At 68.0% G+C, this 20,222-nt stretch carries 21 protein-coding genes; 15 read left to right on the plus strand and 6 right to left on the minus strand.

Going from position 1 to position 20,222, the window contains the following annotated elements; all coding sequences use genetic code 11:
* Nucleotides 1-6: 6 nt before the first annotated feature.
* Nucleotides 7-1,263 carry a biosynthetic peptidoglycan transglycosylase gene (locus ACSFBE_RS19905; protein ID WP_435492152.1) on the plus strand — a complete coding sequence of 419 codons (1,257 nt, stop codon included), beginning with the start codon at nt 7-9 and terminating at the stop codon, nt 1,261-1,263.
* 16 nt (nt 1,264-1,279) lie between these two features.
* Here the strand turns inward: ACSFBE_RS19905 and ACSFBE_RS19910 are convergent, their stop codons facing one another.
* Nucleotides 1,280-1,432 (minus strand): hypothetical protein, encoded by a 153-nt coding sequence (locus tag ACSFBE_RS19910; RefSeq protein WP_435492153.1) that lies wholly within the window; start codon nt 1,430-1,432, stop codon nt 1,280-1,282.
* 138 nt (nt 1,433-1,570) lie between these two features.
* Here ACSFBE_RS19910 and ACSFBE_RS19915 point away from each other — a divergent pair, with 138 nt between their 5' ends.
* The 7 genes from ACSFBE_RS19915 to ACSFBE_RS19945 all read left to right on the plus strand — a co-directional run bounded on the left by ACSFBE_RS19915 (nt 1,571) and on the right by ACSFBE_RS19945 (nt 7,866).
* Nucleotides 1,571-2,689 carry an ABC transporter ATP-binding protein gene (locus ACSFBE_RS19915; protein WP_435492154.1) on the plus strand — a complete coding sequence of 373 codons (1,119 nt, stop codon included), beginning with the start codon at nt 1,571-1,573 and terminating at the stop codon, nt 2,687-2,689.
* A gap of 52 nt (nt 2,690-2,741) precedes the next feature.
* Nucleotides 2,742-4,022, plus strand: coding sequence for an ABC transporter substrate-binding protein (locus ACSFBE_RS19920; RefSeq protein WP_435492155.1), 1,281 nt, complete (start codon nt 2,742-2,744; stop codon nt 4,020-4,022).
* A 4-nt stretch (nt 4,023-4,026) separates the two neighbouring features.
* Nucleotides 4,027-4,944 carry an ABC transporter permease gene (locus tag ACSFBE_RS19925; protein ID WP_435492156.1) on the plus strand — a complete coding sequence of 306 codons (918 nt, stop codon included), beginning with the start codon at nt 4,027-4,029 and terminating at the stop codon, nt 4,942-4,944.
* A gap of 85 nt (nt 4,945-5,029) precedes the next feature.
* Nucleotides 5,030-5,920 carry an ABC transporter permease gene (locus ACSFBE_RS19930; protein ID WP_435492157.1) on the plus strand — a complete coding sequence of 297 codons (891 nt, stop codon included), beginning with the start codon at nt 5,030-5,032 and terminating at the stop codon, nt 5,918-5,920.
* An 8-nt stretch (nt 5,921-5,928) separates the two neighbouring features.
* A complete protein-coding gene (locus tag ACSFBE_RS19935) occupies nt 5,929-6,663 on the plus strand; it encodes an aspartate/glutamate racemase family protein (RefSeq protein WP_435492158.1) in 735 nt (244 codons plus the stop codon).
* An 87-nt stretch (nt 6,664-6,750) separates the two neighbouring features.
* Nucleotides 6,751-7,077 (plus strand): thioredoxin family protein, encoded by a 327-nt coding sequence (locus ACSFBE_RS19940; RefSeq protein WP_435492159.1) that lies wholly within the window; start codon nt 6,751-6,753, stop codon nt 7,075-7,077.
* A gap of 228 nt (nt 7,078-7,305) precedes the next feature.
* On the plus strand, nt 7,306-7,866 hold the full coding sequence (locus ACSFBE_RS19945) for a Spy/CpxP family protein refolding chaperone (protein WP_435492160.1): 561 nt from the start codon (nt 7,306-7,308) through the stop codon (nt 7,864-7,866).
* Nucleotides 7,867-7,970: 104 nt separating this feature from the next.
* On the opposite strand, the gene ACSFBE_RS19950 is transcribed toward ACSFBE_RS19945, so the two are convergent.
* Complete coding sequence (locus ACSFBE_RS19950) at nt 7,971-8,390, minus strand: serine/threonine protein kinase (RefSeq protein ID WP_435492161.1); 420 nt, start codon at nt 8,388-8,390, stop codon at nt 7,971-7,973.
* Between the two features lie 190 nt (nt 8,391-8,580).
* Between ACSFBE_RS19950 and ACSFBE_RS19955 the strand changes: the two genes are divergently transcribed.
* From ACSFBE_RS19955 to ACSFBE_RS19980, 6 genes are all read left to right on the plus strand, one after another.
* Complete coding sequence (locus tag ACSFBE_RS19955) at nt 8,581-9,396, plus strand: endonuclease/exonuclease/phosphatase family protein (RefSeq protein ID WP_435492162.1); 816 nt, start codon at nt 8,581-8,583, stop codon at nt 9,394-9,396.
* Nucleotides 9,393-10,631: a cardiolipin synthase ClsB gene (gene clsB / locus ACSFBE_RS19960; RefSeq protein ID WP_435492163.1), complete on the plus strand. Its 1,239-nt coding sequence runs from the start codon at nt 9,393-9,395 to the stop codon at nt 10,629-10,631. Before ACSFBE_RS19955 ends, clsB begins: the two co-directional genes overlap by 4 nt.
* A gap of 23 nt (nt 10,632-10,654) precedes the next feature.
* On the plus strand, nt 10,655-11,614 hold the full coding sequence (locus ACSFBE_RS19965; protein WP_435492164.1) for a lysylphosphatidylglycerol synthase domain-containing protein: 960 nt from the start codon (nt 10,655-10,657) through the stop codon (nt 11,612-11,614).
* Nucleotides 11,615-11,681: 67 nt separating this feature from the next.
* Entirely contained in the window at nt 11,682-12,974 is a 1,293-nt protein-coding gene (locus ACSFBE_RS19970; protein WP_435492165.1) for a putative DNA modification/repair radical SAM protein, read from the plus strand.
* Between the two features lie 42 nt (nt 12,975-13,016).
* Nucleotides 13,017-14,564, plus strand: a complete 1,548-nt coding sequence (locus tag ACSFBE_RS19975; RefSeq protein WP_435492166.1) for a UdgX family uracil-DNA binding protein — start codon at nt 13,017-13,019, stop codon at nt 14,562-14,564.
* A gap of 152 nt (nt 14,565-14,716) precedes the next feature.
* A complete protein-coding gene (locus tag ACSFBE_RS19980; RefSeq protein ID WP_435492167.1) occupies nt 14,717-15,214 on the plus strand; it encodes a polyhydroxyalkanoate granule-associated phasin in 498 nt (165 codons plus the stop codon).
* Here ACSFBE_RS19980 and ACSFBE_RS19985 read toward each other — a convergent pair whose 3' ends face one another.
* Nucleotides 15,215-16,396 (minus strand): metallophosphoesterase, encoded by a 1,182-nt coding sequence (locus ACSFBE_RS19985; protein WP_435492168.1) that lies wholly within the window; start codon nt 16,394-16,396, stop codon nt 15,215-15,217.
* A 194-nt stretch (nt 16,397-16,590) separates the two neighbouring features.
* On the minus strand, nt 16,591-17,097 hold the full coding sequence (locus tag ACSFBE_RS19990; RefSeq protein ID WP_435492169.1) for a hypothetical protein: 507 nt from the start codon (nt 17,095-17,097) through the stop codon (nt 16,591-16,593).
* A gap of 228 nt (nt 17,098-17,325) precedes the next feature.
* On the opposite strand from ACSFBE_RS19990, the gene ACSFBE_RS19995 reads away from it, so the two are divergent.
* A complete protein-coding gene (locus ACSFBE_RS19995; RefSeq protein ID WP_435492170.1) occupies nt 17,326-17,718 on the plus strand; it encodes a translation initiation factor IF-2 in 393 nt (130 codons plus the stop codon).
* A 587-nt stretch (nt 17,719-18,305) separates the two neighbouring features.
* Here the strand turns inward: ACSFBE_RS19995 and rtcA are convergent.
* Both rtcA and ACSFBE_RS20005 read right to left on the minus strand, forming a co-directional pair.
* Complete coding sequence (rtcA, locus tag ACSFBE_RS20000; protein WP_435492171.1) at nt 18,306-19,382, minus strand: RNA 3'-terminal phosphate cyclase; 1,077 nt, start codon at nt 19,380-19,382, stop codon at nt 18,306-18,308.
* Between the two features lie 24 nt (nt 19,383-19,406).
* A complete protein-coding gene (locus ACSFBE_RS20005) occupies nt 19,407-20,222 on the minus strand; it encodes a nucleotidyltransferase domain-containing protein (protein ID WP_435492172.1) in 816 nt (271 codons plus the stop codon).

Consider the following 20,222-nt stretch of genomic DNA (forward strand, 5'->3'; position numbering starts at 1 on the left):
TTCGCTGTGAAAAGAGCATTGCGCCTGCTGTTGCTGAGCCTGCTGGCCCTGGTCGTGACCGCTGGCATCGCGCTGGCGCTGATCGTGAAGTTCGTTTTGGCGCCGTCCACCGGCGAATGGGCCGCCGACGTGGGGCCGCCCGCGCTGCGCATCACGGTCGGCGTCCCGACGACGGTCCGGCTGGCGACCTCGCCCTGGTTCGCACCGCACCTCGCCGGCCGTTCGTTCGACACCGTGCACGGCACGCTGCATTTCGACTGGAACGAGGCGACGCAAAGCTTGGCGCTGCGTTGCGGCCCCTGCGTCGTCGACGTGCCCGCGCTGGGCGCGCAGCCGATCCGGGTCGCGCAACTGAGCGCCACGGTGCGGCGCGACGGCCACCTGCTCAACGGGCGCTTCGAAGCCACGCCGGACGGCGATGCCGAACCCCCGCTGAAGGGCCGCTGGGACGGACGCCTGTCGCAAAAGGGCCTGCAACTCGCCGTCGATGCCGAAGACGCACCCATCGCCCGCTGGTACCGCGTGATGGCGCCCTTGCTGCCCGAGCTGCGCCGGGCGCGCATCGGCGGTACGCTGGCATTGCACGCGGAACTCGGCCTGCCCGACGGCGCGATCGCGCTGCGTCCGCGCGTCGCCGCCTTCACCGTGGAGGGCCTCGGCTCCGAGGCCTTGCTGGGCGCACGCAGCAGCTGCGGCCCGTCGGCCAAGCTGGCCGCCGACAGCTGGCTCGCACGTGCCGTCATCTCCGCAGAAGACCAGCGCTTCTTCCAGCACCCGGGTTACGACCTGGAGGAACTCGGTGCCGCCCTGGCGGCCAACCAGAAAAGCGGCGGGGTCGAGCGCGGTGGCAGCACGCTGACGCAGCAACTGGCCAAGCTGGCCATCACCGGTTCGGAGCGCAGCGGCGAGCGCAAGCTGCGCGAGATGCTCTATGCGGTGGAGATGGAGCGAACGCTGGGCAAGGCGCGCATCCTGCAGCTGTACCTCGACAACGCGCCCTGGGGCGGCACCCTGTGCGGCGCCGAAGCGGCGGCCCGGCGCTACTTCGGGCGCAGCGCCCGCACGCTGGAGCCCGCGCAGGCCGTGTGGCTCGCATCGATGCTGCACAAGCCATCGGCCGAGCTGTCGCAATGGCAGGCGACCGGCAGCATCGATGCCGCCCGCTTCAAGCGCGTGGCCGAGGGGATCCGCGGCATCAGCCGGGCGCAGCGGGAGGCGCTTCTTCGGGGGGTGGCCGGGGCCCGCTACACCGCGCCGTCCTGAGCGCAGCCGCGGCCGCTCAACCCAGCCGCGAAACGATGTAGGCCAGGCTCGTGACGAACGTGATGTGGATCACGTAGGGCACGCGGTTCTCGCGGTGCGTTCCCAACACCGCGATGGTCCCTAGCACCAGCGTCAGCAGGCCGAGCCCGATCGTCGTTGGAAGGTCCATGGGTGTGCGGCTGGCGGCGGCTCGTTGCCGTGGGTCGATATGTCGAGGAGCTCGATGGTAACGAGTCGACCGGCACGGAAGACTGCGCACGGTTTCGGTGCGCGAGCGACTGGCACATGTCTTGCGAAAGTCCGCGCCATGGACGTCGCCACCCCGCCTCCCGCCGCTGTCGAAGTGATCGCGCTGACCAAGCGCTACAAGGCCGGCACCCCCGCCGCGGTCGACCAGATCGATCTGCGCATCGCCAGCGGCAGCTACTGCTGCCTGCTCGGCCCCTCGGGCTGCGGCAAGAGCACCACGCTGCGCATGATCGCGGGCCACGAATCGGTCAGCGCCGGCGACATCCTGCTCGACAACCGCAACATCACCGACCTGCCCGCCGCGGCGCGCGGCACGGCCATGATGTTCCAGAGCTTCGCGCTGTTCCCGCATCTCTCGGCGCTCGACAACGTGGCCTTCAGCCTGAAGATGAAGGGCGTCGGCAAGGCCGCGCGTCAGAAGCGCGCCGGCGACCTGCTTGAACGGGTGGCGATGGGCCATCTGGCCGAGCGCAAGCCGGGCGAACTCTCCGGCGGCCAGCAGCAGCGCGTGGCGCTGGCGCGGGCCCTTATCACCGAACCGCGCGTGCTGCTGCTCGACGAGCCGCTGTCGGCGCTCGACCCCTTCCTGCGCATCCAGATGCGTGCCGAGCTGCGCCGCTGGCAGAAGGAACTGGGCCTGACCTTCATCCACGTCACGCACTCGCAGGAAGAGGCGATGGCACTGGCCGACACCATGGTCGTGATGAACCACGGCCTGATCGAGCAGGTCGGCTCGCCGCACGAGGTCTACAACCATCCGGCCAGCGAATTCGTCGCGCGCTTCATGGGCGGCCACAACGTGCTCGACACGCCGGCAGGCCCGATTGCCGTGCGCAACGACCACATGCAGATCGCACCTGCTGCCGATAGGAGCACCGGCAGCGCCGGCCCAGGCCTTGCCGCGCACGTGACCGACGTCGAATACCAGGGCACCTACGTGCTGCTCGGCTTGGCCCTCGATGGCGTGGCCAAGGAGCGCCAGACCGTCTCGGTGCTGCTCGGCGAAGCCGCCTTCTTGGCACGGCCCTATGCGTCGGGCGACGCGGTGCGCCTGACCTGGGCCGAGGCCGACGCGCGGGTGCTTGGCCCCGGTGCGGAGCGCCCGGCCGACCGTGCCGCACCGGCGGTGCCGGCACCGCGCGACGACACCGCGGCCATTGCCGCCTTCGTGGCCTGAGCCTGCCAGGGCCGCGACCCGTCCTTCTCAAACCAGCAACCGGAGACCTTCCATGTCCGAACCCATCGACACGTCCAATCAAGGCCTGCAGCGCCGTACCCTCATTCAAGGCGGCGCCGGCCTGGCCGGCATCCTCGCCAGCGGCATGGCGCCCTACGTCCATGCGCAGGAGAAGATCGTGCTGCGCTACCTCGGCACCGCGGTCAACCAGGACAAGGCGATCGGCGACAAATTCAAGGCCGACACCGGCATCGAGATCCAGTACGTGGCCGTGACCACCGACGACGTGACCAAGCGCGCCGTCACCGCGCCCAATAGCTTCGACCTGATCGACACCGAGTTCTTCTCGCTCAAGAAGATCGTGCCGACCGGCAACCTGAAGGGCATCGACACCAAGAAGATCAAGAACGCCGACAAGATCACCTCGCTGTTCACCAAGGGTGAGGTGGCGGGCAAGGCGGTCGGCGACCAGGGCACGGCCCCCAAGAAGGTGATCTACCTCGAAGGCGAAAAGTCCAAGAAGTTCTCGGCCACGCCGACGCAGTTCATGTCGCTGATCCCGACGGTCTACAACGCCGACACGCTGGGCATTCGCCCCGACCTGATCAAGCGCCCGATCGAATCTTGGGCCGAACTGCTCAACCCCGCGTTCAAGGGCAAGGCCGCGATCCTGAACATTCCGTCGATCGGCATCATGGATGCGGCGATGGTGGTGGAAGCCAAGGGCATTCACAAGTACAAGGACAAGGGCAACATGAGCAAGGCCGAGATCGACCTCACGATCAAGACCCTGATCGAAGCCAAGAAGGCCGGCCAGTTCCGCGCGCTGTGGAAGGACTTCAACGAATCGGTCAACCTGATGGCCTCCGGCGAAGTGGTCATCCAGTCGATGTGGTCGCCGGCCGTGACCGCCGTGCGCACCAAGGGCATCGCCTGCACGTTCCAGCCGCTCAAGGAAGGCTATCGCGCCTGGGCCGCAGGCTTCGGCCTGCCGGCCACGCTGAGCGGCAAGAAGCTCGACGGTGCGTATGAATTCATCAACTGGTTCCTCGACGGCTGGGCCGGTGCCTACCTCAATCGCCAGGGCTACTACAGCGCCGTGCTCGACACCGCCAAGGCCAAGATGGAAGCCTACGAGTGGGCCTACTGGATGGAAGGCAAGGCGGCCTCGCAAGACATCAAGAGCCCGAACGGCGACGTGCTGGCCAAGGCCGGTTCGGTGCGCGATGGCGGCAGCTACGAAGCGCGCATGGGCGGCATCGCCTGCTGGAACGCCGTGATGGACGAGAACGAGTACATGGTCCGCAAGTGGAACGAGTTCGTCGCTGCTTGATCCTGTGAGCGCCCCCCCCACCAGCGCGCACGCGCCCAGTCCGTCCGTCCATGCCGTCAAGGCCTGGTGGCAGGCGGCGCCGTTCGCGCTGGTGTTCCTGCTGTTCTTCCTGATTCCGCTGGCGCTCATCGCGATGGTCAGCCTGTGGAACTTCAACGAGTACGAGCTGATTCCGGCCGTCACGCTGCGCAACTACCTGAGCCTGTTCGAAGGCTGCTCGCAGCTCACCGACAACGGCGACCTGTGCGTCACGCTCAGCACCTACATCAGCACGCTCAAGTTCTGCCTGCTGGTGTGGGGCATCACGCTGCTCGTCGGCTTCTCGGTGGCGTACTTCCTGGCCTTCCACGTGCGCTCGTCGACGATGCAGACGGTGCTTTTCGTGCTGTGCACCGTGCCCTTCTGGACGTCGAACGTGATCCGCATGATCTCGTGGGTGCCGCTGCTGGGCCGCAACGGGCTGGTCAACCAGGGGCTGATGGGCATCGGCCTGGTGAACGAGCCGGTCGAGTGGCTGCTGTTCTCCGATTTTTCGGTGGTGCTCGCCTTCGTGCACCTCTACACGATGTTCATGATCGTGCCGATCTTCAACTCGATGATGCGCATCGACCGTTCGCTGCTCGAAGCCGCCAACGACTCGGGCGCCACCGGCTGGCAGACGCTGTGGAACGTGATCGTGCCGCTGTCGCGCACCGGCATCCTGATCGGCTCGATCTTCGTCATCACCATCGTCATGGGCGACTTCGTCACCATCGGCGTGATGGGCGGCCAGCAGATCGCCTCCATCGGCAAGATCATCCAAGTGCAGACGTCCTACCTGCAGTTCCCGCTGGCGGCGGCCAATGCGATGATCCTGCTGGCGGTGGTGCTGATGATCATCTGGGGCCTGACGCGCCTCGTCGACATCCGAAAGGAGCTGTGATGACGACCCCCACGCTCATCGCTTCGCGTATCGCTGCCCCCGGAGGGGGCGCGTCAGTGCCTTCGGGCGGCCGGGCGGCACTGACATGAGCAACCGTATCGGCGAGAAACGCGCAGCCGGCTTCTGGCCGCTGGCCATCGTCTTCGGGCTCTTCGTGCTGTTCCTCTACGGCCCGATGATCACGATCTTCGTGCTCAGCTTCCAGGGTCCCGAGGGCGGCCTCACCTTCCCGCTGCGCGGCGTGTCGCTGCACTGGTTCTACAAATTGGCCGAGGGGCTGGGAACGGTCGACATCGGCGCCGCGTTCCGACGCTCGCTGGCGCTGGGCGCGGTGGTGATGGCCTTCACCGTGGTGCTGTCGGTGCTGGCGGGCCTGGCTTTCCGCAAGAAGCTGGCGGGCAGCAACCTGCTCTTCTTCGTCACGGTGGCCAGCCTGATCATGCCGTCGATCATCATCTCGCTGGGCATCGGCCTGCAGTTCCGCCTGCTCGACACCGGCATCAAGGAAGTGCTGACCGCCATCGATGCGACCAGCGCGCTCGAGAACTACGGCACCGCGCTCGGCCTGTTCACCTCGGCGCTCGGTGCGCACCTGACGTGGACGCTGCCCTTCGGCCTGCTCATCATGTTCGCGGTGTTCAACCGCTTCAACCCGGCCTACGAAGAGGCCGCGCGCGACCTCGGTGCCACGCCCTGGCAGACCTTCCGCCATGTGGTGCTCCCGTTGATCGGCCCGTCGATCGTCGGCATCGGCATGTTCGGCTTCACGCTGAGCTGGGACGAGATCGCCCGCACCTCGCAGGCCATCGGCGACGTCAACACGCTGCCGCTCGAGCTGCAGGGCCTCACCTCCACCGTGACCACGCCGTCGATCTATGCGCTGGGCACGGTCACTACCATCGTTTCGCTGGGCGTGATGGCGGTCGCGCTCGGCGCGGCTTCGCTGTTGCGCCGGCGGTCCACCCGCCGCCGCTGAGGTCCACCGTGCCGCGCCTGCTCGTCATCAACCCCAACACCTCGGCCTCTGTCACCACCCTGCTGCAGCAGCACGCGCAGGCGGCGGTGGGCGAGGCGATGGCGGTGCAGAGCATCACGGCACGCTTCGGTGCCCCCTACATCTCGTCGGAGGCCAGCTATGCGGTGGCCAGCCATGCGGTGCTCGACGCCTGGGCCGCCACCGTCGCGAAGGACGGCGGCAAGCCCGACGCGGTGCTGATCGGCTGTTTCGGCGACCCGGGGCTCTTTGCCATGCGCGAAGGCGCCGGCGTGCCGGTGGGCGGTCTGGCCGAAGCGGCCTTCTCCGCGGCCGCGTGGCATGGACGCTTTGCCATCGTCACCGGCGGCGAGCGCTGGCGCCCGATGCTGTCGCGCCTGGCCGGCGCGCTGGGCCACACGCAGACGCTGGCGGGCATCCACACGGTCGCGCCGACCGGTGCGCAACTGATGGCCGATCCGGCCGGCGCGCGCCGGCTGCTGGCCGACGCCTGCTGCCAGGCGGCCGAGCGCTTCAAGGCGCAGGCGGTGATCCTCGGCGGCGCGGGCCTGGCGGGCATGGCAGCCGACATCGCCGCGCAGGTGCCGGTGCCGGTGATCGACAGCGTCCAGGCCGGTGCTGAATGGGCGCTCGACGCGCTGCGCCGCAAGAAGGAGGGGCCCACCGACGAACGCTTCGGCGTTGCGTGGCAGAACGTCTCGTGGGAAATGACCGCGCTCGAATGACGGGCACGCCGCCAGGGCGTTCAGGCCTTGGCCGACGGCGAGATCGTGCCGCCCATGCCACCATGGTGGCTCCCAACGGAGCGCGCGATGAGCACACCCTACACCCCCGAAACCGAGAGCCGCGCCGAGCTTGACCAATGGCGCGGCCCTGCCGTGGTCGACTTCGGCACCAACTGGTGCGGCCATTGCCAGGCGGCGCAGCCGCTGGTCGATGCCGCCTTCGCCGACCACCCCGAGGTGCGGCATCTGAAGGTGGAGGACGGCAGCGGCCGGCCGCTCGGCCGCTCGTTTCGCGTCAAGCTGTGGCCCACGTTGATCTTCCTGCGCAATGGGCAGGAGGTCGAGCGGCTGGTGCGTCCGACCGATCCGGCGGCCATCCGGGACGCGCTGGCGCGCATCGCTGCACCGGGCTGACGGAGGGGCCGGCGCCGCCGGTTGCCCCGTCGCTGCGCGCCCGCGCAGGTTCACGCATCTTTACGCGCGCTCACCGCGCGTTGACCGGCGGGCCGAGCGGGCGAAACATCCGGCCGCCAGACTTCGCTTCACCTGCTGCCGAAAGGCGACAGGCAGGGCCCCGGCACCGCAGCCTCGATGAACGATCCGCGGCAGGCCGGCGCCCTCACCTTGAAAGGAAACGCTCTCATGATCACCGCACGTCAACGCATCCTGTGGGCCAGCCTGCTGGCCTCGGCCACCTTCGCCGCATCGGCCCAGACGCCGCCGCCTTCCAACGTACCGACGGCCATCACGCAGGCCGCCTCGCCGGCCCAGGCTGAGCCGCGCGCCCACAAGCCGCGCGACGGCAAGGGCTTCGAGCGCATGCAGGAGCGCCGCGCCAAGCACCTGGCCGAGCTGAAGACCAAATTGAAGCTGAACGCTTCGCAGGATGGTGCCTGGTCGACCTTCGCCACTGCGATGCAGCCCGCCGCGCCGAAGGCACCGCGCCCCGACCGCGCCGCCGCCCGCGCCGAGTTCGAGAAGATGACGACGCCCCAGCGCCTCGACCGCCTGCAGGCGCGCCAGAGCGAACGCGCTGCCCGCTTCGCGCAACGCGCCGATGCGACCCGTGCCTTCTACGTGACGCTCAGCCCGGAGCAGCAGAAGACCTTCGACGCCGAGGCGATGCGCCATGCGTCGCACGGTCTGCACGGCGGGCATCCGGGTGCGCACGGCCATCGCTCGCCGGCACCCGCCAAGGGTTGACCGACGCGCTGGCCATCCCGCCCGCTGAGGTCGAACCGATCGGCTGAAAGAAAAAGCCCGCGGCATCACTGCCGCGGGCTTTTTCGCAAGGGCGACCGAGGTTCTTACTTCGGCGTGCCGGTGCTGTCCTTCGGGTTGGTCGGGACGTCCGGGCGCTCGCCCTTCTGGCCGAACTGCGGCGTGGGCTTGACTGCGTCCTGGCGGACCTCGGCGCGGGTGGTGCCGCTCATCGTCTGCGGCAGTGTGTTGGGCTGGTTGTTCATCCGGGTGCTGGCCTCGCCGTTCGGCGTGGCGGTGTTGGCCGGATTGCGGTTCTGCACGCGCGCTTCGGACTTCACCGCTTCGCGCGACGTCGGCATGCTGCCGTCGGGGCGCTGGGTCGGGTTGGGCACGCCGGCACGCGTTTCGGTGCTGGCTTGGCCGGCGGTCGACGGCGGCATCACCGGTGCGGGCGCCTGGGCGAAGGCGGCGCCAGCGACGAGGGCGCTGGCGAGTGCGGCGGTGCGGATCAGGGTCGATTTCATGGTTGTCTTCCTTTGCATGATGACGGGGTATGAGCCGAGCCTCGGCGGGCTCGTGAACTCACCGTAGGAGGCGTGTGCGAGCCGCCCTGTGGGGCACGGGGGCATCGCCCTGTAGGACGTGGCAGCGGGCTGGCGAAGACGCTGGGGCGTCCTACAGCGCTATCGCGGGCGCCGTTCTACAAAGGAGGCAATGTCCTTTTCCACCGTGCACACCGTGCAGCCTGTGAGCGCGCCCCCCCCGAAATCCGACCAGCGTACCCCCATCTCGCTCAAGGTCATGACCGTGAACACCCACAAGGGCTTCACCGCGCTCAACCGCAAGTTCATCCTGCCGGAACTCCGCGACGCCGTGCGCACCGTCGGCGCGGATGTGGTGTTTCTGCAGGAGGTGCAGGGCACGCACGATCGCCATGCCCGCAAACACAGCAACTGGCCCGAGGCGCCGCATTACGAATTCCTCGCCGACACGATGTGGCCGCAGTTCGCCTACGGCCGCAATGCGGTCTATCCGAAGGGGCACCATGGCAATGCGGTTCTGTCGAAGTTTCCCATTGCGGACTACACCAACCACGACGTGTCCATTGCCGGGCCCGAGAAGCGCGGCCTGTTGCATTGCTCGCTGCGTGTGCCGGGGCGCGCGGGCGAGGTGCATGTGATCTGCGCGCACCTGGGGCTGGCCGAATCGCACCGGCAGCAGCAGCTGGAATTGCTCTGCCACATCGTGCGCGACGAGGTGCCGGCCGACGCGCCCCTGGTGGTGGCTGGCGACTTCAACGACTGGCGCGGGCGGGCGCACGACGTCCTGGCGCAGGGCGCCAACCTGCGCGAAGTCTTCGTGCATGCGAACGGCAGCGCCGCGAAGACCTTCCCGTCGCGCTTCCCGCTGCTGTCGCTGGACCGCATCTATGTGCGCAACGCCGCGGTGCACGCACCCATCGTGCTGCCGCGCAAGCCCTGGTCGCACCTGTCGGACCATGCGCCGCTGGTGGCGGAGATCGAGTTGTGAACCCGCGCAAGTGGGTCGGCGGCAACGCGGTCGAGCTGCTCGAGAACGGCGAGCAGTTCTTCCCGCGCGTGTTCGATGCAATCCGCGACGCGCAGCGCGAGGTGATCGTCGAGACCTTCATCCTGTTCGACGACAAGGTCGGGCAAGGGCTCCATGCCGCCTTGCGTGCGGCCGCGCAGCGCGGCGTGAAAGTCGACCTGATGATCGACGGCTTCGGCTCGCCCGACCTGTCGCCCGAATTCCTCGCCGGCCTGACCTCGGTGGGCGTGAAGGTGCGCGTGTTCGATCCGGGCCGGCGCGTGTTCGGCCAGCGGCTCAACGTGTTCCGCCGCATGCACCGCAAGATCGTGGTGGTCGACGGCGAGCACGCCTTCGTCGGCGGCATCAACTTCTCGGCCGACCATCTGATGGATTTCGGGCCCAAGGCCAAGCAGGACTATGCGGTAGCGCTGCGGGGCCCGGTGGTGTCGGAGATCCATCGCTTCGTGCTGCATGCGATCGCGGTCGGGGGCAAGGGCGCGGGCTGGTTCCGCCGGCGGCTGAAGGCGGCGCAGCATCAGGCAGTGAACACACCGGTCGGTGAAGCCGAGATGCAGTTCGTCACGCGCGACAACCGACGCCACACGAACGACATCGAGCGGCAGTACCGCGCGGCCATCCGCACCGCACGCGAGCGGGTCGTGATTGCCAACGCCTACTTCTTTCCCGGCTATCGCCTGATCAAGGAGATGCGGCGCGCTGCACGGCGCGGCGTCGACGTGCGGCTCATCTTGCAGGGCGAGCCCGACATGCCGATCGTCAAGACGGCGGCCAGCCTGCTCTATCACCACCTGCTGCACGCCGGGGTGCGCATCTACGAATACTGCGAGCGCCCGCTGCACGGCAAGGTGGCGCTGATGGACGATCACTGGAGCACGGTGGGCTCGAGCAACCTCGATCCGCTGAGCCTGTCGCTCAATCTCGAAGCCAACGTGATCGTGCGCGACCGCGCCTTCAACCAGGTGTTGTCCGAACGGCTCGACCATCTCATCGAACACAGCTGCAAGCAGATCCAGGCGGAAGACCTCACCGAATGGAGCGGCTGGCGCCTGGTGCGCAGCTTCTTCATCTTTCACCTGCTGCGCTGGTACCCCTCGCTCACCAGCTGGCTGCCGCGCCACGCGCCGCGGCTGATGCCGCTCGATCCGCCGCCGACCCCGACCGGCGGCGCGACCCACACCGAAACGGCCGCGTGATGCGCACGCAGCGGGCGCACGCCATGGCGCCCGCGTCTGCGACGCGGCCGTGGTGGCCGTGGGTCAAGCGCATCGGCACCTGGCTCTTCTTCGCGCTGATCGCGTGGCTGCTGGTGAAGCAGGCGCGAGGCATCGACTGGGGGGATGTGCTGCACGCCTTCTCCCGCCTGCCGGCCGCCACGCTCGCGCTGGCAGCGGTGCTGGCGGCCGCGAGCTTCGCGCTCTACAGCACCTACGACCTGCTCGGCCGCCGCGTCACCGGCCACCCCTTGGGCAGCGGCGCCGTGATGGGCGTGACCTTCGTGAGCTATGCCTTCAACCTCAACCTGGGCTCGCTGGTCGGCGGCGTGGCCTTCCGCTACCGCCTGTATTCGCGGCTCGGGCTCGACAACCCGACCATCACGCGCGTGCTCGGCTTCAGCATGCTGACCAACTGGTTCGGCTACCTGGTGGTGGCCGGCGCCGCCTTCTGCTTCTGGCCGCCCGAGTTGCCGGCGGATTGGAAGATCGACAACGGCGGGCTGCGCGTGCTCGGTGCCGCGCTGCTCGTGCTGGCCGCGGCCTACCTGGCACTGTGCGCCTTCGCGAGCGACAAGACCTGGGACTTGCGCGGCCACGCCATTCAACCGCCCACGCTGCGCATGGCGTTGCTGCAACTGCTGATGTCCTGCAGCAACTGGTGCCTCATGGGCGGTGTGGTGTGGCTGCTGCTGCAGCGGCAGGTGCCTTATCCCGAAGTCGTCGCGGTGCTGCTGGTGGGTGCGGTGGCCGGTGTCATCACCCATGTGCCGGCCGGGCTGGGCGTGCTCGAGGCAGTCTTCGTCGCCCTGCTCTCGCACCGCTTGCCGCCGGGGCAGATCCTGGCGGCGCTGATCGGGTATCGGGTGCTGTATTACCTGCTGCCCTTGGCCGTCGCGACGCTCGCGTATCTAACGATGGAATTGCGGACGCGCCGGCGCCGTCGGGCCACCGCCTTGCGCTGATCCACGCTGACCCGCGCAGGAACCCGCTTCGCGGGCAGGGCCGTTCGCGCCACTGTATATTCATCCAGTGGACACGCAACGCAAGCTCGCCATCCTCGCCGACGCCGCCAAGTACGACGCCTCCTGTGCGTCCAGCGGCACGCGCGAGCGCAACTCGGTCGGCGGCCGCGGCATCGGCTCGACCGAGGGCTCCGGGATCTGCCACAGCTATGCGCCCGATGGCCGCTGCATCTCGCTGTTGAAGATCCTGCTGACCAACTTCTGCCAGTACGACTGCCTCTACTGCGTCAACCGCGTCACCAGCAACGTGCCGCGGGCGCGCTTCACCGTCGACGAGGTGGTGCAGCTCACGCTCGATTTCTACCGGCGCAACTGCATCGAAGGCCTGTTCCTGTCCAGCGGCATCATCCGCAGCCCCGACTACACGATGGAGCAGGTGGTCGAAGTAGCGCGCGTGCTGCGCGAGGTGCACGACTTCCGCGGCTACCTTCACCTCAAGACCATTCCCGACGCCTCGCCCGAGCTGCTGCAGAAAGCCGGCCGCTATGCCGACCGGCTCAGCATCAACGTCGAGCTGCCGACGGTGCAGGGCCTGGAGGCGCTGGCGCCCGAGAAGGACGGCGCGGCGATTCGCCGCTCGATGGCGCGGCTGCGGGTCCACATCGACGACGCGAAGGGCGCACAGCGCGATGCCGCGCGCACGGCGGTGGTGTCGATGCCGAAGGCCGGTGCTCGGCGTGCCCCGGCGCCGGTGTTCGCGCCGGCCGGCCAGAGCACGCAGATGATCGTCGGCGCCGACGCCACCGACGACCGCACCATCCTGTCCGCCAGTGCCCAGCTCTATGGCGCCTACCAGTTGCGGCGCGTCTACTACTCAGCCTTCAGCCCGATCCCCGATGCGTCGTCCTCGCTGCCGCTGGCGGCACCGCCGATGGTGCGCGAGCACCGGCTCTACCAGGCCGACTGGCTGATGCGCTTCTATGGCTTCGCGCATGACGAGATCGTGCCGCCGGCCGCGACCGGCGTGGCCACGGGCGGCATGCTTTCGCTCGACGTCGACCCCAAGCTGGCCTGGGCCTTGGCCCACCGCGAGCGCTTCCCGGTCGACCTCGACACGGCACCGCGCGAAATGCTGTTGCGTGTGCCCGGCCTGGGCGTGAAGGCGGTGGAGCGCCTGCTCGTCGCGCGCCGCGTGCGCCGGGTGCGCAGCGAGGATCTAGCGCGCCTGCGCGTCCCGTTGAAGAAGGTGCTGCCCTTCGTGCAACTGGTTGATCACCGGCCCGGCCGCAGTCTCGATGCAGCCGACCTCGCGTCGCGCTTCAAGCCCGCGCCGGTGCAGGCCTCGCTCTTTTCCGCCTGAACGCCTACAAGGCGTCTGCGACACGCACGCGAGATTGCCTTCATGGCAACGCAGACCGTCACCCTCGCCAGCGAAACCGACTGGTCCGGCTTTCGCGGCGAAGCGCGGGCGCTGCTGGCGCGGCAGGTGCCGCCCGAGGACGTGGTGTGGCACACGCGGGCCAGCGCAGCGGGGGACCTGTTCGGCGCCCTCGAGGCCCGGCGCCCCGCGACTGCGAGCAGCAGTGCTTCCGCCGTCGTGCCGCCGGCTTTCGTCCGGCTGTGCGAGACCGTGGTGCTGCATCAGGACCCGGCACGCTTCGGCCTGCTCTACCGCTTGCTGTGGCGCCTGGTGCACGAGCCCGGCCTGCGGCACGACCCGCTCGATCCGGAGCGGGTGCGGGTGCAGCACATGGCGCAGGCGGTGCGCCGCGAGATGCACAAGATGAAGGCCTTCGTGCGCTTTCGTCCGTTGGCGCAGGGCGAGGGCCAGCCACCGCTGCATGTGGCGTGGTTCGAGCCCGAGCACCACATCGTCGAAGCGGTCGCGCCCTTCTTCGTGCGGCGCTTCGCCTCGATGCACTGGGCCATCCTCACGCCCGACCGGTCGGTGCGCTGGCATTCGGTCGATGACGGTTCGGCCGATGCGTCGGGCGGCCGTCTCGACGTCGGTCCCGGTGCGCGGCGCGAGGATGCACCGCCGGCCGACGCCGGCGAGGCGCACTGGCTCACCTACTACCAGCACATCTTCAATCCGGCGCGTCTGAAGCTCGCGATGATGCAGAAGGAGATGCCGCGGCGCTACTGGCAGAACCTGCCGGAGGCCGCGCTGATCTCGCCGCTCACCGCCGATGCCATGGCGCGCAGCGGCCGCATGATCGAGGCGCCGCCGACCACGCCCGCGCGCCGCATCGTTCCGCTCATGCCCGCCGGCGCGTCCGAATCTTTGAATCGGGGGGAGACCCTGGCCGCGTTCGCCGAGCCCTTGTCGTCCGACCCCGCCGAAGCACTGGCCCAGCTGAAACGCGCCACCGATCGTTGCCGCGAATGCCCGATCGGCGAACACGCCACGCAATCGGTCTTCGGCGAGGGCCCGCCGGGGGCGGTGCTGATGGTGGTGGGCGAGCAGCCCGGCGACCAGGAAGACCTGCGCGGCCGGCCTTTCGTCGGGCCGGCCGGCCAGCTGTTCGACCGCGCGATCGGCGAGCTTGGCTGGCCCCGCGAAGCGCTGTATGTCACCAATGCGGTGAAGCACTTCAAGTTCGAGTTGCGCGGCAAGCGGCGCATCCACAAGACGCCGACGCAGCGGGAGGCGGCAGCATGCCTGCATTGGCTCGAAAGCGAGATGGCGCAGGTGCGGCCACGGGCCGTTCTCGCGCTGGGCGCCACGGCGGCGCGGTCGGTGCTCGGCCGGCCGGTCGCCGTGCTGCGCGAGCGCGGCCAATGGCAGACCGGACCGCACGGCGAGCAGGTGCTGGTCACGCTGCATCCGTCGGCGCTCTTGCGCGGCGATCCGGCGCAGCGCGACGAAGCCTATGCGGCATGGCTGGAGGACCTGGGCAAGGCCACGGCCCTGGTGCGCAACGAGTCGCCCGAGGTGGTTGCACGCTGAAGACGCCACCCGGCGCTTTACGAAAGTTGCCACCGCGTAAAAATTGGCAATCCGCCCATCGAGCGGTAGGACGCCCCCTTTTTGAATGCTGCAGTGCAGCAAAAGGTCTGAGGTCGGCCTATAGTGACTGCTTCCTTTTGGCACTAGCGCTCATGTCCCCTTCATTTTCTTCCCGGTTTTTCAACCCGCTGATGCTCTGGGCCGACGTGGCCCTCAAGACGCAGGAGATGCTGCTGTCTTCCGGCTCCGTCATCCAGCACCGCACCGAACGCATGGCCAAGGCCGGCCTGGCGCCGACCCCCGCAGACCTGGTCGAGTTCCAGTTGATGGGGCACGAAAAGCTCGCTGCCGTCAGCGAATCGGGCGCGGCCATCGCCAACCAGTTGCACACGACCGGCTACTCGCTGCTGAACCGCTCGTTGCGCCACTGGCTCAGCGGGGCCAGCGCCTGGGCCGGGCTGGCGACGAGTCTCACGCCAGCGCAGGCGGCGGCTCACAGCCACGCGCTGTTCAGCGCCGGCCATCAGGCCGTCGCGACCGCGACGCAACTGGGCAGCGCCGGCGCCCGGGTGGCGCAACGCGGGCTCAAGCCGATCCATGCGAAGGCCACGGCGAACGCGCGGCGGCTGGGTACCCCGTCCGGCGCCTGATCAGGACGCGACGAGCCGGAGCAACGTGATCTCCGACGGGGCGCCGAAGCGCTTCGGTGGCCCCCAGTAGCCGGTGCCGCGGCTGGTGTAGACCCACATGCCTTGGAGCCGATGCAGGCCGGCGACGAAGGGTTGCTGCAACGGCACGAACAGGTTCCAGGGAAAGAACTGGCCGCCGTGCGTGTGGCCGGAGATCTGCAGCTGAAAGCCCGCCTCCACCGCCGCCGGCGCACTGCGCGGCTGGTGCGCCAGCAGCACGCGCGTGGTGACGCCCTCGGGCGCACCGGCGAGCGCCGCCTCGGGATCGCTGGCGTGCGCCGCATCGAAGTGCACCGCGGTGAAGTCGGTCACGCCGGCCAGGACGAGGGTCATCGCATTCATCTCTTCGTCGGTCTGCGCTTCCCGCGCACGGCCGGCCGCGAGCAGCACGTGCTCGTTCAGCAGCACCCGCAGGCCAAGCCGGCGCAACTCGGCGATCCAGGCGTGCGCACCGGCGTAGTACTCGTGATTGCCCGTCACCACGAAGGTGCCGTGCCGCGCGCGCAGACCGGCCAGCGGCGCAATGTGCTCGCGCAGTTCGGCCACGCTGCCGTCCACCAGGTCACCGGTGATCGCGACGGCGTCGACCTCGAGTCGGTTCACCGCATCGACGATGCGCTGGATGTAGCCGCGCCGGATGGTCGGGCCGACGTGTAGGTCGCTGAGCTGCGCGATCGAGAAGCCGATCAGCGCCGGCGGCAGGTTGGCGATCGGCACCTCCACCGTTCGCACCCGTGCGGTTCGGCGCGCGTTGAAGAAGCCGACCGCCGAGACGAGTGTCGCCAGCACCGGCACCGCCATGGCGCTGCCGTGCTGCATGCCCGGCCAGTCGATCGGGCGGTGGGTCAGCCACTGGACTCCCCAGGTGAGTGCGAGACCGGCATCGCGCACCAGCGTGAGAACGAACATCGACGAGAACCAGCCCATGCTGATCAGGCCGATCCAGCGCCAGGCATTCGGCAAGGGCGCCCGCCGGCTGCGCAGGCCCACGAAGGGCAGCGGCATGGTGGCGGCGGAGACGACGAGCGCCACAAGCAGCAGCAAGGCCACGGCGGGTGTCGGCGCCCACAGCGCTGGCAGCAGGCGCAGACCGATGTAGACATGCAGCAGGGCAGTGAGGACGGTCAGGGGGCGAAGCGGCATGCGGGAGGGAGAACGGAACGGGGGGCGAGGCCGCAACAGGCGGATGGTCGGATCGAGCCCGCACTGCAGATGCGAGGCACCCCGTGCGCATTCAAGGCCCGTGCCAAGGCAAATGCAGCGGCGGCCGGCAGCGTGCCTGCCGAGAGAGATGCCGACGTGGGCCGCCCCGGGCCGCCGCGGGCCCGATCGGTGCGTCAGCGGCCCGGGGCGGAGGCGTCCTGCGTCACGATGGTGCTGCCCGCCAGTGGCGGCACGTCGATGTTCGACGGCCACACGAAGCGCGCCTTGACCGGCACGCCGTTGAACACATTCACCTGCTGGCTCAGCGTGATGCCGCCGAGCGTGGCTTCCACCTCGTACGAACCGGGCTCCAGCCGGGTGAGCATCAGCGGCCCGGTGGCGGTGGTTTCCATTACCAGCCGGCCGTTGTACTTGTCGCGCACCAGCACCTGGATGTCGGACGGCAGGCTGCCACGGGAACCGTTTCCGAGCGCGAACTCCAGCGTCGCGGCCCAGCGCGGAGAAACCATCTGGAGAAACTGCGCCTCGGCCTTGTCCGAACCGCCGCACATGTACTCGACACCGTCGGCCATGTGGATCGGCGGATTCGCCGCCGCCTGCGCCGAAACGAAGGTACCCAGAGCCAGGGTGGCGGTCGCCACGGTGCGCGCGACGGCGAATGGAAGGCGGAAAGAGGTCATGCTGTACCGGGATTCCAGGGCGACGATGTGTCGGGAATTCTTCCCTAGCAACAATCGGGCACGGTACAGCGTTTACGCGTAGATCCGGTGACAAAGACCTGGCGGCGCCCCTGCCTGCCCCGCGGTGACCCCACGTCCGGCCGGCAGCAGCGTGCGAGCAGCGCCTACAGTCAGCGCGGCGGTTCGCCTTAAGTTGCACTGCATCGAAAGACTCACGGAGACCCGTCGATGCCAAACGCAATCTTTACCCAGGGCACGGGCCACAGCGCCCGCCGATCGGCTGCTGCTGTGGCGGTCCTGATCGCCGCCACGCTCGGCTACGCTGCCTCGGTGGTTGCGCAGCCTGCCGGCAATCCGAAAGGCACCGCGCGGCCGCCGGTCGACGGCAATTCGACCAAGAAGCCAGCCACTCGCGGCGGCATGGCCGAGACGGCATCGCCAGACACCCTGGGCCCGGAGCATGGACCGGCCCACGCCAGACCTCGGAACTCGCAGCCGCCCGGCGGTGGGACGGCGGGTGGGCTGACGCGGCGCAACATGCCCGACACCGATCCGGCTTCGAAGCAGCGGACGGACAAAGGTTCGGCCGCGCCGCGGCCGGTGCCACCGTCGTCGCGCTAGGCCGGGAGGGCCAGCGAGCTGGCCGTCCGCCCGCCATCCTGTAGGAAGACTCATAAGGCGAGAAATCATGTCTTTGTGAATCAAAGACTTGCCTTGGCGTGTGAGCCATAAGCTGAGAAAGAGTCACCCATAAGATGAGAAAACGCTTCCCACTGGGCAGGTCCTGTCGAGCAGCCCAACAAGCGCGGTCACGCAAGCAATAACGGTCGACGGCCAGCCCGCAGTCCAAGTGGCTTGGATGCCAACAATATATCGCGAATCGACTTCTATTTGCAGGGTGTTCTCACGCCTGAGCGGAATGGGAAAGTGCTCGAAATCTTTCGATATTCGTTACGGTACCTCGACTGCCACGGCCTCGACTGCCTCGGCGTCGCTGAACGACGGGCACGTTTCGCCGCATTCCTCCGCCTGCGCAAAAGCCGTCGAGGTGCATTGTCAAAACCCAATGGGGCCGCTTGAATGCCGGGCTGCGGAGCCGGCGAAAGGCGGTGAATCGCACCCGGGTCGGACGAACCGGGTCCGAAACTGAGCGCTGATGTCGATCCGTGGCTCACGCCTCGGAACGTAGGCAGCTCAAAGCTGTTTCATCAAAGGGTCGCAGCCGCGGCGCGCGCTGAGGTTGACTTCATTGTCGGCTTTGCGGTGACGCGCCAGCCCCCTTCCGACACCGAGGTCGAGAACGTCACGGGCAAAAACTGCTCGATCACCTCAAAATTGGTCTTTGCATGAGCGGTCAGTTCCGTGCAGGTGAACGCGGCCTCGCGCTGACGCTTCCATACGGCCAGTGCCAGCGGCAACGCCCATTGATCGGCCAGGTGAGGTCCCAGGGCTGCCTTGCTCAGCTGATAGGCCCGCACTTCGCGCACCAAGTCGCGCACGACGCTTTCCGCGCTGACCCCCTTCTCGCCGAATTGCGTGAAAACGTCGCTCACGTGCTCGTACACCAGTGTTGCCAGCAAGGCGTTCCCTGGCCCCTCGTTCTGCCGAACGGGCGGCAGGCGCAGTTGGTCTTCGCTCCAACCCAGGGAGGCCCCTAACTGCTCCAGCTCACGCTGGGCCACAGTGCGAGGCAGCGTCGGCGCAAAGCATTCGGCATAGCCTTCGACCTTCGGCCCGCGCTCGGTTAGATCGAACGGCTGCAGCTTGTCCTCGGCTGGCCAAATCGTCACTTCGATTTCACCGCCGCCCGCCGGATAGAAGCCCAGCCGACGCAAGGTCAGCTCGACGTCCGCGCCCAGCTTCCGCATCAGCGGCGCATAGCTGCGCTGCAGGAAATGGAAGGGCGGAGCCATCGGATTGTGGGTGCCCCCGCCCAGCTTCAGGAGGCTCGACGCGTCGGCCATCAGCAGTGCGGGCCAGATGGTCTGCAGCACCAGCGTGCAGCTACCCGCCGTGCCGACGTTGAAGCTGTAGTCGCCCGCGCGCACCTTGCCCGGCACAAAGGTCAACGACTGCGAGTTCATTTCGGCGCCGTGAACCTCCGCGCCGCAGACTTCTGTCGCTGCGTTCACGCAGGTCAGGTGCTGGCGCATCAGGCCAGGCTTGCTGCGGCCGGCACGGATGCGGGTCAGGGTGAGGGGCTGGCCCGTGCACATAGACAGGGCCAGCGAGGTGCGCAGGATTTGTCCGCCGCCTTCGCCGACGGAACCATCTATTTCGATCATCTTCTTGCTTCTTCTCTTCTTTTTCTATGCCTGGGCGCTGAAATGCAGCACGGCATCATGCAGATACTGGTCGAGCTGGCGCCCGTCAGCCTTCGGCCCCTTGTCGAGCGTATGCGCCATCGCAATCGCCAGCTCCCGCTCGATGAAGTCGTGGATGCCCGCCCAGCGTGGGCTGGTCGCGGCTTCTCCCGCGCCCATCTTGACCTCCAACAGCGCGTTCACTTCGTCGATCAAGGCCGTGTCCGTTAGCGTTTGAGCTGCCAGTTCGGCAAAGCGCATTGGCGGCACGCCACGCCCTTCGCGTATCCAGCGTGCCGCCAGCAGCGGCCGCAGAACGTAGAGGTACTTTTTGTACCGGACCACCTCGCCATAGAGATGCTCTCGCAGGTTCTTCTTGGCCATCGACACGTAGTGGTGATAGCCGCGAGCCGGCGAGAAGCTCTTCTCGGCAAGGACTCGCAGACGATCCACCCACGGCGTCGCTTGCCGGTACACGATGGGCGAACGCAGCCATTCGAGCAGCGTCGGGTTGGATTCGCGCAGCAATTGAAGCGCCTTCCGCAGGTCCCAGCCGTTGATGTCCAACTCGCCGCTGATCGGCTGTTCGATGACATCCCGTCCGGGGTCGATGGTCAGATACCAGGGCAGCCTATTCACGTAGACGAAGCGCACGTCATAGTCGCTGTCAGGCGAGGCAAAGCCCCAGCCGCGGCTGCCCGACTCGCAGGCAAACAGAACCAGCACCTGATGGCGTTGCTCGAGCTCTGCCAGGTTCTCCAGAACGGTGGCGCGCATTTCGTCAGAGACAGGATGCGCGCTCAACAAGATTTCGTCTTTCAT

The organism is Variovorax sucrosi (genome assembly GCF_051216635.1).
Lineage (GTDB): Bacteria > Pseudomonadota > Gammaproteobacteria > Burkholderiales > Burkholderiaceae_C > Variovorax.

Bases quoted from the DNA above. Each gene is read 5' to 3' on its own strand.
- ACSFBE_RS19910 (WP_435492153.1), bottom strand. From the start codon at position 1,432: ATGGACCTTCCAACGACGATCGGGCTCGGCCTGCTGACGCTGGTGCTA.
- ACSFBE_RS19915 (WP_435492154.1), top strand. From the start codon at position 1,571: ATGGACGTCGCCACCCCGCCTCCCGCCGCTGTCGAAGTGATCGCGCTG.
- ACSFBE_RS19920 (WP_435492155.1), top strand. From the start codon at position 2,742: ATGTCCGAACCCATCGACACGTCCAATCAAGGCCTGCAGCGCCGTACC.
- ACSFBE_RS19930 (WP_435492157.1), top strand. From the start codon at position 5,030: ATGAGCAACCGTATCGGCGAGAAACGCGCAGCCGGCTTCTGGCCGCTG.
- ACSFBE_RS19940 (WP_435492159.1), top strand. From the start codon at position 6,751: ATGAGCACACCCTACACCCCCGAAACCGAGAGCCGCGCCGAGCTTGAC.
- ACSFBE_RS19945 (WP_435492160.1), top strand. From the start codon at position 7,306: ATGATCACCGCACGTCAACGCATCCTGTGGGCCAGCCTGCTGGCCTCG.
- ACSFBE_RS19950 (WP_435492161.1), bottom strand. From the start codon at position 8,390: ATGAAATCGACCCTGATCCGCACCGCCGCACTCGCCAGCGCCCTCGTC.
- ACSFBE_RS19955 (WP_435492162.1), top strand. From the start codon at position 8,581: ATGTCCTTTTCCACCGTGCACACCGTGCAGCCTGTGAGCGCGCCCCCC.
- ACSFBE_RS19965 (WP_435492164.1), top strand. From the start codon at position 10,655: ATGGCGCCCGCGTCTGCGACGCGGCCGTGGTGGCCGTGGGTCAAGCGC.
- ACSFBE_RS19975 (WP_435492166.1), top strand. From the start codon at position 13,017: ATGGCAACGCAGACCGTCACCCTCGCCAGCGAAACCGACTGGTCCGGC.
- ACSFBE_RS19980 (WP_435492167.1), top strand. From the start codon at position 14,717: ATGTCCCCTTCATTTTCTTCCCGGTTTTTCAACCCGCTGATGCTCTGG.
- ACSFBE_RS19985 (WP_435492168.1), bottom strand. From the start codon at position 16,396: ATGCCGCTTCGCCCCCTGACCGTCCTCACTGCCCTGCTGCATGTCTAC.
- ACSFBE_RS19990 (WP_435492169.1), bottom strand. From the start codon at position 17,097: ATGACCTCTTTCCGCCTTCCATTCGCCGTCGCGCGCACCGTGGCGACC.
- ACSFBE_RS19995 (WP_435492170.1), top strand. From the start codon at position 17,326: ATGCCAAACGCAATCTTTACCCAGGGCACGGGCCACAGCGCCCGCCGA.
- rtcA (WP_435492171.1), bottom strand. From the start codon at position 19,382: ATGATCGAAATAGATGGTTCCGTCGGCGAAGGCGGCGGACAAATCCTG.
- ACSFBE_RS20005 (WP_435492172.1), bottom strand. From the start codon at position 20,222: ATGAAAGACGAAATCTTGTTGAGCGCGCATCCTGTCTCTGACGAAATG.